Origin of the sequence: Sinorhizobium sp. 22678 (assembly GCF_052044265.1) — a bacterium.
GTDB classification, from domain to species: domain Bacteria; phylum Pseudomonadota; class Alphaproteobacteria; order Rhizobiales; family Rhizobiaceae; genus Sinorhizobium; species Sinorhizobium meliloti_A.
On sequence record NZ_JBQEMS010000019.1, the window covers coordinates 1 to 16,136 of the forward strand.

Annotated in this window: 14 protein-coding genes and 1 pseudogene; 7 read left to right on the forward strand and 8 right to left on the reverse strand. The window is 60.5% G+C overall.

Features of this window, described 5'->3' with window-relative positions:
• Positions 1-353: 353 nt before the first annotated feature.
• The 7 genes and pseudogenes from ACTJKL_RS23655 to ACTJKL_RS23685 all read right to left on the reverse strand — a co-directional run bounded on the left by ACTJKL_RS23655 (position 354) and on the right by ACTJKL_RS23685 (position 7,545).
• A complete protein-coding gene (locus ACTJKL_RS23655; protein ID WP_440853956.1) occupies positions 354-1,235 on the reverse strand; it encodes a sugar phosphate isomerase/epimerase family protein in 882 nt (293 codons plus the stop codon).
• Positions 1,232-2,437 carry an NAD(P)/FAD-dependent oxidoreductase gene (locus ACTJKL_RS23660; protein WP_440853957.1) on the reverse strand — a complete coding sequence of 402 codons (1,206 nt, stop codon included), beginning with the start codon at positions 2,435-2,437 and terminating at the stop codon, positions 1,232-1,234. Before ACTJKL_RS23660 ends, ACTJKL_RS23655 begins: the two co-directional genes overlap by 4 nt.
• A 59-nt stretch (positions 2,438-2,496) precedes the next feature.
• Positions 2,497-3,440, reverse strand: a pseudogene (locus tag ACTJKL_RS23665) (substrate-binding domain-containing protein).
• A 75-nt stretch (positions 3,441-3,515) separates the two neighbouring features.
• Positions 3,516-3,827, reverse strand: coding sequence for a Rieske (2Fe-2S) protein (locus tag ACTJKL_RS23670; RefSeq protein ID WP_440853958.1), 312 nt, complete (start codon positions 3,825-3,827; stop codon positions 3,516-3,518).
• Positions 3,824-4,858, reverse strand: coding sequence for a sterol desaturase family protein (locus ACTJKL_RS23675; RefSeq protein ID WP_411934298.1), 1,035 nt, complete (start codon positions 4,856-4,858; stop codon positions 3,824-3,826). The genes ACTJKL_RS23670 and ACTJKL_RS23675 overlap by 4 nt, the downstream gene beginning before the upstream one ends.
• A 176-nt stretch (positions 4,859-5,034) precedes the next feature.
• Positions 5,035-6,036 carry a LacI family DNA-binding transcriptional regulator gene (locus ACTJKL_RS23680; RefSeq protein WP_411934297.1) on the reverse strand — a complete coding sequence of 334 codons (1,002 nt, stop codon included), beginning with the start codon at positions 6,034-6,036 and terminating at the stop codon, positions 5,035-5,037.
• Between the two features lie 609 nt (positions 6,037-6,645).
• The gene (locus ACTJKL_RS23685) at positions 6,646-7,545 is read right to left on the reverse strand and encodes a LysR family transcriptional regulator (protein WP_411934296.1); all 900 of its coding nucleotides are present in this window, start codon (positions 7,543-7,545) and stop codon (positions 6,646-6,648) included.
• Positions 7,546-7,662: 117 nt separating this feature from the next.
• Between ACTJKL_RS23685 and ACTJKL_RS23690 the strand changes: the two genes are divergently transcribed.
• Positions 7,663-8,595, forward strand: a complete 933-nt coding sequence (locus ACTJKL_RS23690) for a VOC family protein (RefSeq protein WP_411934295.1) — start codon at positions 7,663-7,665, stop codon at positions 8,593-8,595.
• A 57-nt stretch (positions 8,596-8,652) separates the two neighbouring features.
• Here the strand turns inward: ACTJKL_RS23690 and ACTJKL_RS23695 are convergent, their stop codons facing one another.
• Positions 8,653-9,213 carry a hypothetical protein gene (locus ACTJKL_RS23695; RefSeq protein ID WP_411934294.1) on the reverse strand — a complete coding sequence of 187 codons (561 nt, stop codon included), beginning with the start codon at positions 9,211-9,213 and terminating at the stop codon, positions 8,653-8,655.
• Positions 9,214-9,416: 203 nt separating this feature from the next.
• Here ACTJKL_RS23695 and ACTJKL_RS23700 point away from each other — a divergent pair, with 203 nt between their 5' ends.
• From ACTJKL_RS23700 to ACTJKL_RS23725, 6 genes are all read left to right on the forward strand, one after another.
• Complete coding sequence (locus ACTJKL_RS23700; protein WP_440853959.1) at positions 9,417-10,304, forward strand: helix-turn-helix domain-containing protein; 888 nt, start codon at positions 9,417-9,419, stop codon at positions 10,302-10,304.
• Between the two features lie 387 nt (positions 10,305-10,691).
• Positions 10,692-11,381 (forward strand): hydrolase, encoded by a 690-nt coding sequence (locus ACTJKL_RS23705; protein ID WP_411934292.1) that lies wholly within the window; start codon positions 10,692-10,694, stop codon positions 11,379-11,381.
• A 64-nt stretch (positions 11,382-11,445) separates the two neighbouring features.
• Entirely contained in the window at positions 11,446-11,733 is a 288-nt protein-coding gene (locus tag ACTJKL_RS23710; protein WP_411934291.1) for a XapX domain-containing protein, read from the forward strand.
• Positions 11,733-13,715 (forward strand): amidohydrolase, encoded by a 1,983-nt coding sequence (locus ACTJKL_RS23715; protein WP_440853960.1) that lies wholly within the window; start codon positions 11,733-11,735, stop codon positions 13,713-13,715. The genes ACTJKL_RS23710 and ACTJKL_RS23715 overlap by 1 nt, the downstream gene beginning before the upstream one ends.
• A 163-nt stretch (positions 13,716-13,878) precedes the next feature.
• Complete coding sequence (locus ACTJKL_RS23720) at positions 13,879-14,322, forward strand: DoxX family protein (protein WP_411934289.1); 444 nt, start codon at positions 13,879-13,881, stop codon at positions 14,320-14,322.
• The gene (locus tag ACTJKL_RS23725; protein ID WP_440853961.1) at positions 14,319-15,917 is read left to right on the forward strand and encodes an MFS transporter; all 1,599 of its coding nucleotides are present in this window, start codon (positions 14,319-14,321) and stop codon (positions 15,915-15,917) included. The genes ACTJKL_RS23720 and ACTJKL_RS23725 overlap by 4 nt, the downstream gene beginning before the upstream one ends.
• The last annotated feature ends 219 nt before the right edge of the window (positions 15,918-16,136 follow it).

A 16,136-nucleotide genomic window follows, 5' to 3' on the forward strand; every position in this document is an offset into this window, starting at 1 on the left:
CAAGTTCGCGCGCCATTTCTTTGATCGGCACTTTGCGTTCGACAAAGTGGAAGAGGCGGCGTCGATCAGTCAGATTCAGCTGCGAATAGCGTCGGGACATTCCAAAATCTCCAATTCCCACCGTGCGGCCGAGTTGATGTCCTCAAGGCTCATCGTGTGAGTAACGAAGCGCCAACTGGATTTCGCCCTTCATCGCGTCCTCGGCTCCGCACCTTGACGCCGTCGAATCCCATTCCGTGTCCGACCGCCACAAGCTGGAACGGCCGCGTCGAATCTCCTGTCCCGCACCGAACACGCCGATGATAACGGGCTGCCCCATCCGCGTGGGGATGACATTGACGTTGCCGATGCCCTCAAAGGGAATGGTCGACCCAATCGCGACCGCCGCCGGCCTGCTCCGGCTCGGCAGTGACGGCCCATAGGTCGCGCGCCATCTGCCGGAGCAGCAGCGCCTCCGCCCAACGGTCGGTCGTGTCGTTTCCATCCCTCCCGGTGATCGCATATGGCTTAGGACCGAGTTCGCAGGTGAAGACGAGCTCGGCGTCATCGGCCGCGCGGGACCGCCAGTTCCGAAAACCGTAGCTCCACCACTCCAAAAAGAGATCGACCCAGGGACGGTGATGCGCAAAGGAGATCTCGATCTGCACCTGTTCGCGCGAGGCGACGCGACCATGGAAAGCCTGAGCATTCCGGAGGATGCGCCGGATCATTGCGTGATTTTCCGCATCAACCGGGAAGGCAAACTCGCGGCCGACCAGGAAATGCGAAAGATCGGCCAGAAGCGGCAGATCGGGCCTGTGGTCCAGCAGATCCAACGTGAAGAACAGGTCCGTAGTCATCCGGTCTCGATGCGTTTCGATGAACACCGGAAAGCCCGCATCTTCGGCCAGCCGCATCCACCCGTCGAGCAGCGGCAGGCAGTCCTCGATCCGGCGGAGGCGGATGTCGGGCTGGAGATTGATGTGGCTTGTCGGGAACTCCGCGGCAAGCTCCAGCGGCAGGCGCAGATCGTCGACGGAGCGGGGGAAGCAGACGCCTTCGATCTTCAGGCCGCTGCCGCGGATGGCCTCGTTGAGGCGCACGACATCGCGTCGATTGGTATAATGAGCGCTGATCCCATCGAACCCAGCCCCCGAAATCGCTGCGATGTTTTCATCGAGACTGCGCTCGTGTCCGTCGGTGTGCCGGCGTTCCATGGCCCAGAGCGACTGGAAAATCAGCAGCTTCTGCATCATGCCGCCCGTGCGCTCTTCAACAGCGCCTTGAGGTTCAAGCCTGGGTCAGCCAATGCTGCGAGGCCCGGCTTCGTTCCAGAGGCAATCAACATCTCGGCCAGTTTGATGTCCTTGGCCAAGCCATTGCCGATCCCAAGGCCCGCCGCAGCCACAAGGCGCCCATCGTCCAGGTAGAACTCAAGCTCGCCCGCCGCGGCTGAACGAACGACGCTCTGGTGCGCAGGCTGCGGGAGCCCTGCGACCTGGAGCCCAAGGTCGTACTGATCGGACCAGAACCACGGGATGGCGGCAAAAGTCTCGGTGGCACCGGCCATGTTCCGGGCCGCGGTCTCGGCCTGCGTCCTCGCGTTCCGCCAGCTTTCAAACCGAGTGTGTCCGCCATCTGGTTGCGCCACCGCCGCACAATCGCCTGCGGCGAAAACATTTGGTGCGCTGGTGCGGAGACAAGCGTCGGTTAGGATTCCGTTCTTCGTGGCCAACCCGGCCGCCTCCGCCAGGGCGGTTTCAGGCAAAACGCCGATGGCACTGACAATAAGATCGGCGGGCACCATACTTCCATCGGTCAGAGCAACCCCATCGTCGCTGATTGCCACGACCCCCCGACCCAGGTAGAACCGCACGCCTTCGGCCGCATGCCTAGCATGCAGCTTTTCGGCAAAGCGCGGAGGGACGACGCGGCCCAGAGGTTTCGGCGCGGCTTCGATCACGCTAACCGCGACCTCTTTTCCGCGCAGTACCGAGGCAAGCTCCATTCCGATGAGACCGCCGCCGATGATCGCAACGCTACGCCCTGGCGCAACATTGGCGAAAATCGCCTCGGCGTCGGCATGGGTTCGGAAGTCGTGCGCGAGTTCCGCGCCTGGGCATGCGAGCCGTCTCGGACGTGCGCCCGTGGCGAAGAGCAGCTTCTCGAACCTCGACACCCGCCCGTCGCTTAAGGTCAGGGTTCCGGCGTCGGCATCCAGCTTCGAGGCCGACACACCCTGAAGATAGTCGATGCCGGCCGCCTCTAGCGCTTCCTTCGCGCATATCAATTTCATCTGCACCGCACCACTCATGGGTTTCGACAGCGGCGGCCGTTCATAGGGCAGATGGGGCTCGGCTCCGATCAGCGTGATGGATCCGGAATAGCCTGCTTCGCGCAGCGCGAATGCTGCTCGGGTGCCGCATTCCCCGGCACCGATGATGAAGATACCGTCCATCGCATTCTCCACGTGAAGATGAACCGGCGCATACAGGGCAGGTGCGCCGGTCAGGGGGATCAGTTCTTCTGGCTGTACCGGTCCATGTTCTGGGGCGTGACCAGTTCGAAGGGCACCCAGACCTCCCTGTCGACGCCCTTCCCCTGAGCGAGCGCGACGGCAGCATCCACCGCACTTGCCGACTGTCCCTTGGCATTCTGGAACACCGTCACGTCCAGATCCCCCGCCGCCATTGCCGCAAGCGCATCCTGAGTCGCATCGATGCCGACGACGATCACATTGTCCATCGACACCCCGCGGCCTTGAGCGCTTGAATCGCGCCGATCGCCATCTCGTCATTGTTGGCGAAGATCACGTCGATCGGGCGACCGGCGGTGACCCAGTTCGTGGTCAGATCCATCGCATTCGTGCGCGTCCAGGCGGCGGACTGCTCGTCGGCGATAGTCACGCCCTTACAATCGCCTGCTGCCAGCGTCTCCTTGACCGATGACGTGCGATCGCGCGACGCTTGGTGAGCCAGGTCGCCCATTAATATGTAGGCCTGCGCATCGCTCGCCTTGCCATTTTTCTTCAACAGTTCACAGGCGGCTTCGGCACCGAGCCTTCCCGAGTCGGTCTCCTTCGAACCGACATAGACCTGCTTCTCAGGCAGCTGATCGAGATTTTCCGGCTCGAGATTGAGGTAGACGAGCGGAATCCCTGCTTTGCTCGCAGCCTTGCTTATGCCCGCGGCGGCTGACGTATCCGCCAAGGTCATGATGATTGCGTCCACCCCCGAGGCGATGAAGTTGTCCACCTGGCTGCGCTGTTTGGAAATGTCTGTCTGAGCATCCTCGATCTGAAGATTGACCCCGCTCACCTTGGAAGCTCTTGCATCGAGCCCCTCGCGCAGCAGCGTCTGAAAGTTGTTGTCGAAGCTCTGCATCGACACGCCGATCGTCTCGGCCGATGCCGTACCCGCGATCAGGGCGGTCAGGGCAGCCGCCGCAAAACTCGTTTTCATCTCATCCTCCCATCGGGCGCCGGACCACCCAGTTCAATCCCCGGAGGCCGGTGCGGCCCAGCCGATGACGCGCAGCTAAGCGAGCGCGACGCGAACCTCTCCGTCGATCACTTCCGCCGGATAGGTTCTCAGGTTCTCGCAGGCGGGAAGCCGGATGGCCTCGCCCGTGCGATAGTCGAAGGCGCCGGAATGCTTGGGACATTCCACCTCGAAATCCATGACCAAGCCGTCCGCGAGATGGATCGCCTCGTGCGTGCAGAGCCCTGCCGTGCAGTAAACGCGGTCGTCCGGCCCGCGATAGATCGCGTAGGTGCGCCCGCCATGGTCGAAGCGGATGGCCCCTTCCTGTTCGATATCGTCAAGCTTGCAGGCTGAAACCCAGGTCATTCGGCAGCCTCCCTGATTCCGACGCGCGCCTTGCGGGCCGCGAGTTTTTCCTTCCGCCTGCGGTAGCGTTCCTGCATCCGTGCCTCGCCCTCCGCGGAGCCGTCGTGCCAGGTGCCGAACCACTTATCGAGCGGGATCAGGGCATCGCCGTAGTTCACCTCAAAATACTTGTGGTGCAGGTAGTGAGTATAGGCGTGGCTATCGACCAGCTTGTCCTCGCCGATCTCCACCTTGTCGAAGCCGACATGGCCGGGAATGGCTCCGAAGCCCGCATAATGGAGTTGATAGAGCATCAGCACCGGATTGGAGGGCAGGATCAGGTGGTAGAAGGCCGTTCCGAAATAGAGCAGATGCTCGACCGGATGCATCGATAGCGAGGACCAGGGCGAAGGGTTGACTGAATTGTGGTGGACCGAATGCACCCACTTGTAGAGCAAAGGAGTGTGGATGAGCCGGTGAATGCAGAAGAAATGGAACTCGTGCACGATCGGCACCACCAGCGCGACTAAAGCGAGCGTCCAGGGATTTTCCGTAAAGTCGAGCCAGGGCGCATAACCGTTGGCATAGGCCCACAGCATGGCGACCTCGACTGCGGTCCAGATGGTCACGCCCGAGAGGAATGTACGCAGGATGTTGTCGAGGTTCTGGTTTTCGAACAAGAATGCCTTGCTTTTCTGATCGGCCGGGAACCTGCCGTTGTACTTGAAGCGGTTTTCCTGCCGCTTCAAGACATAGAGATGCAACTCGAAAGCGCCGTAGAATAGAAACACGGAGACAGCGTTCACGACGTAAAGCCAGGCGATCCAGTCGATGCCGAGTGTCTGGATCCTTTCCACCGGCGGGATCACCCAGGCCCAGTAGGCCACTGCCGATGCAGCGAAGATTATATTCCAGGGAAAGAAGTAGTGCGGCAGCCACTTCAGGACTGCCATGAGCTGCGGCGGAAAGACGAACAGGGGGGCGGTTTCGACCGGTTGGTTCGGCGCCCAGTCACCGCGCTTGTTGCGCGTTCCATAGTTGAGATCGTCCATAGAGCTCTCCTTCGGGCGGTGGATTGAAGGTCCCGCGCCCGTTCGAATTTTGGCGGTGGAAGGAGAGATGAAGTCGCGCCTTGATCCATGCGCTGCTTGCAATTCCGGCTCCCCTTCTTGCCAAGAAGTTAGCAGGAGGGTTTCCGAGCTCCGAAACCTTCTTTGATCTAATTAGATCAAAGGCCTTCAGGGGTGATGGTGATGAAGCGAATGGGGGCGTAATCCGGTTCGATCGCCGTCAAGCCGATGCGACGCAGGATCAGATCGAGCGCACGTTGGGCCTGGACCTCGGGCGCTTGATCCAACACGACATCCATAATGCCCTCGCGCAGGGCGGCGCGCGTGTATTCGGTCAGTTCGTGCCCGACGAACAGTACATCCCGGCCGCGCCGATGACGGCGAAGCACATCGATCAGGGCGGAGTTCGCGCCGCCGGCATTATAGAGGCCGACCAGATTCGGATAGATTTCAAGTGCAGTGGACAGGGTTTCGGCGCTGTAGTGTTCTTCGTCGCGGGTGAAGCCGAGCCATTCGAAGGCAATGTGGCCGGGGTTATCGCGAAAGTAGTCGGAGAACCCACGGATGCGATCGCGGTGTACCTGATAGATGGGATGGCATAGCGCAACGGCCGGCCCCTCTGCCCGCGCCATGCGGGCAATGAAGTGAGCCGCAGTCCGCCCGGCCGCGTAATTGTCGATGCCGACGAACTCCCCCTTGTCCACGGAGGCTCGGGTCACGACATGGACGACCGGCAGGCCCCTCTCGACAACCGCCTCCACGGCCGCGCTGATTACCGGACTGCTGGGTACGGCAAGGATCAGACCGGCGCGCGTGAGGTCCGCGGACAGGATCCGCCTTGCGATCTCTTCCGGCTTCATCTCTTCGGCGAAGCGGCGGTGTACGACCACCAGAGGATCGAGCGTGTCCGCAATTCTTTCGAACGCCTTGGAAAGCCGCCGATAGAAGGTCGTCTCGGGGCGAACCAGCAGCACTTCGATGCGCAGCAATCCTCGATGAACCTCGGGAAGCGTGCGCGGGTAGTTCAGTGTGCGCGCGGCAACGACCACCTTCTCGACCAGTTCCGGGCGAACACCTCCGCGCCCGTTCAGGACCCGCTCGACCGTTGCGGTCCCCACGCCCGCATGGCGGGCGATGTCGCGATAATTCGGTTTGCTCACTTTCCGGCACCCTCTAATAGGCTGACACGGCCATGGTCGATTCCATGCGCGTGTCCGGTTGCTCATACACGTGAGCCCGCAAGCCTCACAGAGGTATGCAGGGAAGTCAAAAGCGGGGGGCGAATGGAGATGGCCGCGGGAAATTTGGTCACGTGACATGTCTGCCTTATTGCAGATGCTAGCGGCGAGATCTCCTTGGGTCGAAGGCAGCCGTTCTTCAGTTCTTCCCGAGGCGTGTGCAGGAATTGTTGCGAGGATTGTCACGCTTCTGGGCTGAAAAGATCGCATAATGTATCGACTGGAAGAGGAACCAGCGAAGTCGTTTCGGGCGTGGCGCTGACCGTAACAACATCATTTTTTTCACGCGAAGGTCGTAAGCGTGGCGTGATGGCAGCCTACCGGCACTACCCTCGAGTGGGTAGCGTCCACCAAGTGCTAGGTGGACACTATCGCAGTACCAGATGTGGGGAACGATTGAAGCGGTCGACAAAACTGGTCGCTGGAAGCGCAGCTGTCCAGCAGTTCGTTAACGGAGGTGGCGCGCCGGCGATCGTCCCCGAACGGATCAAGGCAAAGAAAACGAGTTGATGCGACCACCTAGATCCCGCTTCAATCCAGCATGACCATGTGCGCCGGAGCCTGCTCCTCAAAGAACTTGGAGAAGGAAGCGATCCGCGGCGGAAGGGCCTGGTAGGGTGGATAGTAAAGGGTTAACCACAAATCCGGCGGTGCCCAGCCCCTGAAGACGGGTACGAGTCGCCCTGTACGAAGATGCTCGAAAATGTGAAATCCTGGCAGCATGGCGACACCCGCGCCATTCGCGGCCATATCGGCGAGCACTTCACCATTGTTGGCGCTGAATGCCCGGCCAGCCGAAATCGTTATGCTCGATCCGCCGTCCGACAGCAACCAGTTCTCACGTCGGCTATCGCCACTGTAGGCGAGGCAGTCGTCCGGGGTCAGTTCGTTCGGGTGCCGCATGTCGACGAACCTGCTCCCGGGAGCGGCAACCAGGATGCGCGGCACAACCCTGATCTTACGCCAGATGGTGAATTTGTCCGACGGCTGCGACGAGATGCGGATCGCCAGATCGTAGTCGTCATCGACGATATTCACCATTCCATCCGAAAGCGAGATCTCGAAACTCATCTTAGGATACCGTTCCTTGAACGCTGAAAGGATCGGCGGCAGCACCGCCTTACCGAACCACGTCGGCGCGCTGATCCGGAGCCGCCCCTCATCGGCTTTGTGGGCGTTCATTACTTCACGCCGTGCGTTTTCGATCGTTTTGACAGCGGGCTGGAGCTGCGCGGCAAAGATCGCGCCGTCCGTCGTCAGAGATACCTGCCTCGTCGTCCGGACGAACAGTTGCACGCCAAGCTCCGCCTCGAGCGCTGCGATGGCGCGCGTGACTGCCGCCGGTGTCATATCGAGCTCGCGGGCAACCTGGGCGAAGTTACGCTTCTCGGCGGCGAGGAGGAAGGTTCTGAGGGCTTTGTAGTCGTTCATGGTATTGTTTCAAAAACTGCAATTCAATCGTAAGGAATATTGCAATTCCTGGCAGCGATCAACGGGTCTAAATTCATATCAACACCTAAGCATCAACGCTAATTCAAAGGCACCGATATGATCAAGGACATCAAGGGACTGCATCACGTGACTTCGATGGCATCGGACGCGCGGCAGAACAACCGCTTCTTTACTGACACGCTTGGTCTGCGGCGCGTCAAGCAGACGGTCAACTTCGATGACCCGAGCGTCTATCACCTGTACTACGGTGATGAGACCGGGTCGGCCGGGACAGTGATGACCTACTTCCCGTTCCCGAACATGATGCTAAGCCGCCCCGGCGTGGGCGAGGTCGGCGAAATCCAGTTCTCGGTGCCGAAGGGCTCGCTGAAGTTCTGGCAGGATCGCTTCACCGCTCAAGGCGTGGACGGTCTGGAACTGGACACCGTCTTCGGCGCGAACCGGCTTCGCTTCATGGGTCCGGACGGCGATGCTCTTGCCCTCATCGAATCCTCCGACGACAAACGGGCTCCTTGGCTTGCCGATGGAATTCCCGACGATGCGGCCATCCGCGGTTTTGCCGGTGCTCGATTCAGCCTTCATGACACTGCTGCGACCGAGGAGCTGCTTGGCTTCATGGGCTATCAGCGCGCCGAAATGAAAGGCGATGTGACCCGCTTCATCATCCCCAATGGCAACGGGGCGGATACCATAGATCTCGCAGCATTGCCGAAGACGCCTTTTGCGCGCCAGGGCGCAGGTTCGGTGCACCACATCGCGTTTGCCGTCGACAATCGAGAGAAGCAGCTTGCGGTGCGCAAGGCCCTGATGGAGACGGGATATCAGGTCACGCCCGTCATCAATCGCGATTACTTTTGGGCCATCTACTTCCGCACCCCTGGCGGAGTGCTGTTCGAGGTCGCCACGAACGAGCCCGGGTTCAACCGGGACGAGGATACCGCGCATCTCGGGGAGGCTCTCAAGCTCCCGAGCCGATACGAGGACTACCGGGATGAGATCCAGGCCAACCTTGTGCCGCTGGCGGCATGAGCAGCAATCTCCCGACAAAGCCGCGGAGCGCCGCGAACCACTGTGTTTGCGGCGCGTTCAGTGCGTCCTGCGCGAACGGCCATAGCAATGGGCGATGTGGGCGTTCAGGGCGAGTGCGATATGTGCGACGAGCGACTGGTCCACCTCATACTCGCCAATCAAGGGAAGTAGTGCCGCGCCGATGTCCCGCACCGTCGGATCGTCGATGCCGCGACAGACAGCCAGATCGTCGACAGGGGGTTCACCTGTCTGCTCCGCAAGCTCGGCCAGATGCTTACGTGGGAGATGGATCACGAGTGCTTCGAACTGTCCGCGCACGGCGATCGCAGCGCCATTCGCCAGGTTGACGAGACAGATGGATCCTTCGGGATAGATCCTGAGCGGAGATGGCGGTCGATCCTGCCAGATGTCGGAATGCTCGACATCGGTCAGGTAGAGCACGATGAGAAACGCGTCGTGGGCCGGGATTACGACAGCAGGATCATGCTCCGCGTAGTCGCGAGCGACGTGGGCCATCGTCATCTCGGTGTCGCGAAGAGGTCGCGTCACGAGAGTGCGAGCACTGCCTGCCTGGAACCATTCGCGCATCTTGTCGGCGACCGCCGATGTTTGACTCACAATGAACTCGTTTGAAAAGGGCCTGAAAGTCGGAAGGAGGTTCCGGCCGCTGGTTTAGCCGTTTTCCGTTCAATCCACCGTTGTGGCGCGCCCGGTCATATTAGGATAGTGAAGTACCTCGATCTTTCCGGGAGGTGGTGGGGAAAGAAACGGTTTAGTCGAACTGGAAGGTAGCGTGTTTGCTGAGGAAATCCACCACTCCCTTGGAAAATCCCGCCAACGAATCGACCGACAGCTTCGGCTGCCCGTTCGACAAGCTCTACAGGAACCAAACAATTCGCGGCGCGGGCCTGACCGTCTTGCGCAAGGGGTCACGGGACGCCTTCCTGCAGCAGGTCTCCACCCCCGCCAGCGACCGCGGATTTGCGGTTGGCGTCTCGACGCTTCCAGGCCATACCCGCCGCATTTTTCATGAGCACCACGCGACAACGCATGTCTTCGACCACGACTCTATCTACATCCGCAGTCTGGGAGAGGACTATAAGGCCGATCTCGCTGCTCCCTTCGATTTTCTTCTCCTCGAGATTTCTCCCGACTCTCTTGCCCTGATCGCCGAGGAAGCCGATATCCCGACAGTATCGGCGCTGAACACTATCACCGCCCATCCGGATCCCGTTCTCGCCAATCTGGTGCGCGCTCTGATTCCTGCGCTCGAACATCCGGAGAAGGCCAGCAGGCTGTTTGTCGATCAACTGACGGCAGCCATCGGAACCCATGTCGTGCAACAATATGGCGAGCGTGTCGTCTCAAGCGGATTGAGATCGCGAAAACTGTCCCGCGCGCAGGAGAATGTCGCCAAGTCGCTCATCCTGGACAATCTGCACGGCAGCGTGTCGATCGCGGAGCTCGCGGAGGCTTGCAGGCTTTCCCGCGGTTACTTCATCCACGCATTCCGCGAAACGACGGGCATGACACCTTATCAATGGCTGCTACGCGAGAGGATTAACCGGGCACGGACGCTGTTGCTTGAGACGGACGCCTCTCTCTCCGAAGTGGCGATTTCCTGCGGCTTCTCGGATCAGAGCCACTTTACTCGCGTGTTCACGAATGTCGTTGGCACGACGCCCGGTCTCTGGCGGCGAACCGCGTGACGCATGGACCTGCTTGGCCCACGCCAGATTTGCCTGTCTTTTGTTCTACGCATCTGACTATCTGACAAGACCTTCCCCCAACGTCGCGCGAAAATCCGTTGCATCGGGTGAGCGGCGGGCGCTTCCCGTGACAGAAACGGGGAAGGTGACCCGGTGGGGATTATTGCAACATCCGCAATTCATTCGCAATTAATATTGCAATTCCGCGCTTACGGCCATCGCGATAGATTTCTATTCAGCAGCCAAGACAACGCGTGAACGGTCCACAGAGAGCCAGAGACACTCGAAGGATTGCAGAGCGAGCGTCGTACCGCGGCGTCCGATCAACCGCTGCTGCCCATTTCTGACACCGCGGAAGCGGTTCAACCAACCGAAGAGGAATTGACCATGTCCAAGCTCGAAGTCCTTACCCCGGCAAACAGCCAGCTCATCTTCATCGACCAGCAGCCGCAGATGGCGTTCGGTGTCCAGTCGATCGATCGCCAGACGCTGAAGAACAATGTGGTCGGCCTCGCCAAGGCTGCCAGGATCTTCAACATCCCGACCACGATCACCACGGTCGAGACGCAGTCCTTTTCGGGCAACACGTTTCCGGAGCTGCTTGCCGTCTTCCCGGAGAACGACATCCTCGAGCGCACTTCGATGAACTCCTGGGACGATCAGAACGTCCGCGACGCGCTGGCGAAGAACGCCGCCAACGGTCGAAAGAAGATCGTCGTCTCCGGTCTATGGACTGAGGTCTGCAACACCACCTTCGCCCTCTCTGCCCTTCACGATGTCCCCGAATACGAGATCTACATGGTCGCAGACGCCTCCGGTGGCACGTCGTCTGACGCGCACAAATACGCAATGGACCGCATGGTGCAGGCAGGCGTGATCCCGGTCACCTGGCAGCAGGTTCTGCTCGAATGGCAGCGCGACTGGGCTCGCAAGGAGACCTACGATGCGGTCACCACGCTCGTGAAGGAACACTCCGGCGCATACGGCATGGGCATCGACTACGCCTACACGATGGTCCACGGCGCGGAAGAACGCGTCAAGCACGGCAAGCGCATCGGCCCGAACCCCGCAAAGTAAGGGTCTGATCAGGCCGCTCCGATCACCTCGTCGGAGCGGCTTTTTCGCAACAGGAGATCATCCCGTGAAAGTTTACTTCCTATCGCTTGGCGCAGGTCTGCTTGTCGGCATCGTCTACAGCCTGCTCAACGTCCGATCACCCGCGCCGCCCGTTGTTGCTCTGGTCGGTCTCCTCGGAATTCTTGTCGGCGAACAGGTCATCCCGCTCGCGAAGTCGCTCTGGACCAAGGAGCCGGCCGCCAGTTCCTGGATCTATCAGATCAAGCCACACGTGTTCGGTCACCTGCCAAAGGGCAGTGACCGCATCGACATCGCCCGTCAGGCAAAGTCGAAAGTAGAGGAGTGGAGCTGATGACGACGCGTCGATCCTTTCTCGGAGGCGCGTCGAGCTTGGCGCTTTCGAACCTATTCTCGCCGGCGAAAGCCGCTAATCCCGACCAGACCGGAGTAGACATCATGCATCCCGACCTGATCCTCCACAATGGCCGCGTGACGACCCTTGACCGGACCAATCCGAATGCGACGGCAATCGCCATCAAGGATGGGCTGTTCCTGGAAGTCGGATCCGACAGCGAGATCATGGCGCTGGCTGGTTCCAGCACGAAAATCGTCGACCTCAAGGGCAAGCGTGTTCTACCCGGTCTGATCGACAATCATACCCACGTCGTCCGCGGCGGCCTAAACTACAACATGGAACTGCGCTGGGACGGCGTGCGCTCGCTTGCAGATGCGATGGACATGCTAAAGCGCCAAGTGGCTATCACGCCCGCGCCGCAATGGGTCCGTGTCGTCGGCGGCTTCACCGAACATCAATTCGCGGAAAAGCGCCTCCCGACCATCGAGGAGATCAATGCCGTCGCGCCCGACACGCCGGTCTTCCTTCTGCACCTTTATGACCGTGCGCTGCTCAATGGGGCAGCTCTCCGCGCGGTCGGCTACACCCGTGACACGCCGAACCCGCCCGGCGGCGAGATCACCCGAGATGCCAACGGCAACCCGACCGGCTTGCTGCTGGCCAAGCCGAATGCAGGCATTCTGTACTCGACGCTGGCCAAAGGCCCCAAGCTTCCCTTGGACTACCAAGTCAACTCGACCCGCCATTTCATGCGCGAACTGAACCGCCTTGGCGTGACGGGCGTGATCGACGCGGGTGGCGGCTTCCAGAACTATCCGGACGACTACGAGGTCATTCAGAAACTGTCTGACGATAACCAGATGACTGTTCGGCTGGCCTACAACCTGTTCACCCAGAAGCCCAAGGAAGAGAAGCAGGACTTCCTGAAGTGGACGCAGTCGGTCAAATACAAGCAGGGCAACGATTACTTCCGCCACAACGGTGCGGGCGAGATGCTGGTCTTCTCCGCCGCCGACTTCGAGGACTTCCGCCAACCCCGTCCAGAGATGGCTCCGGAAATGGAAGGTGAACTGGAAGAGGTCGTCCGCGTTCTGGCTGAAAACCGCTGGCCATGGCGCCTGCATGCCACCTATGACGAGACGATCTCCCGCGCGCTCGACGTGTTCGAGAAGGTCAACAACGATATCCCGCTCGAAGGACTGAACTGGTTCTTCGACCATGCCGAAACCATCTCGGACCGCTCAATCGACCGTATAGCAGCACTTGGCGGCGGCGTCGCTACCCAGCATCGCATGGCCTATCAGGGCGAATATTTCGTTGAGCGGTACGGTCATGGTGTTGCGGAAGCGACACCTCCGATGCGCCGCATGCTCGACAAGGGAGTAAACGTCTCGGCCGGCACTGATGCAACCCGCGTCGCCTCCTACAATCCGTGGGTCTCGCTGTCGTGGATGGTAACTGGCAAGACGGTCGGCGGCATGCAGCTCTACCCTCGGGCAAACTGCCTCGACCGCGAGACGGCGCTGCGAATGTGGACCGAAAAGGTCACCTGGTTCTCCAACGAGGAAGGCAAGAAGGGCCGCATCGAAAAAGGGCAGTTCGCCGACCTCGTGGTGCCGGACAAGGACTTCTTCTTCTGCGCCGAGGACGAGATCTCCTTCATCGTCTCGGAGCTGACCATGGTCGGCGGCAAGATCGTCTATGGCGCGGGCGACTTCAAGACACTCGACGAGAACGACATCCCGCCGGCGATGCCCGACTGGTCTCCGGTGCGCAAGTTCGGCGGTTACGCGGCCTGGGGCGAACCGCAAAAAGCGGGTGCCCGCTCACTCCGCCGCACCGCGATCTCCACATGCGGATGTGCAAGTGATTGCGGCGTGCACGGCCACGACCATGCTGGGGCCTGGACCTCGAAGCTTCCGATCGCGGACCTCAAGGGCTTCTTCGGGGCTCTCGGGTGCTCCTGCTGGGCAGTCTGATCAGCTTGTAGCTCGGGTGGCCCACCGACACCCGAGCGTCACTCCATAATTGCTGATTTTGCAATTAAATCGAAACAATTGCTGCAATTGTTGGCATGGCGGCTCCCAGCCAATATCGCTCCATCAAAAGCAGCCGCTCGACGGCGAACATGCAGGAGCTGAAATGACCTACCAATCTCACACGTCAAGTCCAATCCGGAGCAATCTGGCACGCGTCATCGGCTCTCCGGTTACTCGGACGGTGTCACTGTCGGCTCTTTGCGCAGCCTACGTCCAAGGCCCGCTCACCAAGATCTTCGACTTTAATGGTACCCTGGCCGAAATGGACCACTTCGGTCTCCACCCAGCCGCTTTTTTCGCAGTCGCTGTCATCGTCTTCGAACTGACGGCCTCCGCCATGGTGATCTCGGGCTTTCTGCGCTGGGCAGGTGCTCTGGCGCTGGCTGGCTTCACGCTTCTCGCGACCTTCATCGCTTTGCGCTTCTGGGAGATGGCACCGGGAATGGATCGCATGATGGCGACCAACGCCTTCTTCGAGCACCTCGGCCTCGCAGGCGCATTCGTCTTTGTTGCAGCATTCGACCTCACCAAGGGAGCAGGCAAGTGAGCGCCGCAAAATCATTCGGGGGAACCTTTGCGCCCCTTGCCCAGCCAGTCTTCGCAGTTCTGTGGACCGCGACCGTCCTCGGCAATACCGGAAGCTTTATGCGCGATGTCGCCAGCTCTTGGCTCATGACAGACCTGTCCGCATCGCCGGCCGCCGTGGCCATGGTTCAGGCGGCGGGCACCCTCCCGATCTTCCTGCTCGCCATCCCTGCAGGCGTTCTCACCGACATCCTCGATCGCCGCAAATTCCTGATCGCGATCCAACTCCTGCTGGCATCCGTGAGCATCTCGTTGATGGTTCTCTCCCAGACAGGCATGCTGTCGGTGAGCGCCTTGATCGGACTGACGTTCCTCGGCGGGATTGGCGCCGCGTTGATGGGGCCGACATGGCAGGCGATTGTGCCGGAATTGGTGAAGCGCGAGGACGTGAAGAGCGCGGTGGCGCTGAACTCGCTCGGCATCAACATCGCCCGCTCGATCGGGCCCGCTGCGGGCGGCCTGCTTCTCGCAGCCTTCGGAGCCGGGATCACCTATGGCGCGGACGTTGCGAGCTACATCGTGGTCATCGCAGCTCTCGTCTGGTGGCCGAGGGCCAAGAATGCGAACGACGCGCTCCAAGAGAACTTCTTCGGTGCGTTTCGGGCCGGACTTCGCTACACTCGCTCGAGCACGCCACTGCACCTCGTCCTCTTGCGCGCCGCGATCTTCTTCGCCTTCGCCAGCGCTGTCTGGGCGCTCCTCCCGCTCGTTGCCCGCCAACTGCTCGGTGGCGATGCCAGCTTTTACGGTATCCTGCTCGGTGCCGTCGGTGCGGGCGCGATCGGTGGTGCTCTGGTGATGCCGAAACTGCGCGGACGCCTGAGCTCTGACGGCCTGCTTCTCGGCGCCGCGCTGATTACCGCAGCCGTCATGGGAGTCCTTGCTCTCGCTCCACCGAAGTGGGTCGCCATCATCGTCCTCCTCTTTCTCGGTGGTGCATGGATCACCGCACTGACAACACTCAATGGCACTGCGCAGTCTGTGCTGCCGAACTGGGTGCGCGGCCGCGGTCTTGCCGTCTATCTCACCGTCTTCAACGGCGCGATGACGGCCGGAAGCCTCGGCTGGGGTGCGGTCGGCGAGGCTGTCGGCATCCAGTCCACCTTGATCATCGGAGCCATCGGCCTTCTGATCGCCGGGTTCATTATGCACCGCGTGAAGCTTCCGGCCGGCGATATCGACATGGTGCCGTCGAACCACTGGCCCGAGCCTCTTGTCGCCGAACCCGTCGCATATGATCGTGGCCCAGTTCTCATCCTGATCGAGTACAAGGTCGAGAAGCAGCACCGCAGTGCTTTCCTGCATGCCATCGACCATCTTTCCAAGGAACGTCGCCGCGATGGTGCCTACGGATGGGGTGTCACCGAGGACTCGGCCGAGCCGGAGAAGATCGTCGAGTGGTTCATGGTGGAATCCTGGGCTGAACATCTTCGCCAGCACAGGCGGGTGTCGAATGCCGACGCCGATCTACAGGGCAAGGTTCTTGCCTACCATACAGGTCCCGACAGGCCCGTCGTCCGCCACTTCCTGACCATCAATCGTCTTGGCGCTGCGTAACGAAACAGGGAGGCGGACCAGTACGACTGTCTGATAATTGCAGAAACGGCAATTGATTCGAAATCGTTACTGCAATTGTTGATCGGCGCGCTTCAAGACAACATGGATCCGTTAGAAGAACACAGGGTCTGCGATACAAGCAACGATGATGCCGCTTTCCGTAGTTTCCGTAGCCCCGCTTTCGAAATGCCCGCCTCCCTTCCATTGTAGCCAACGCTG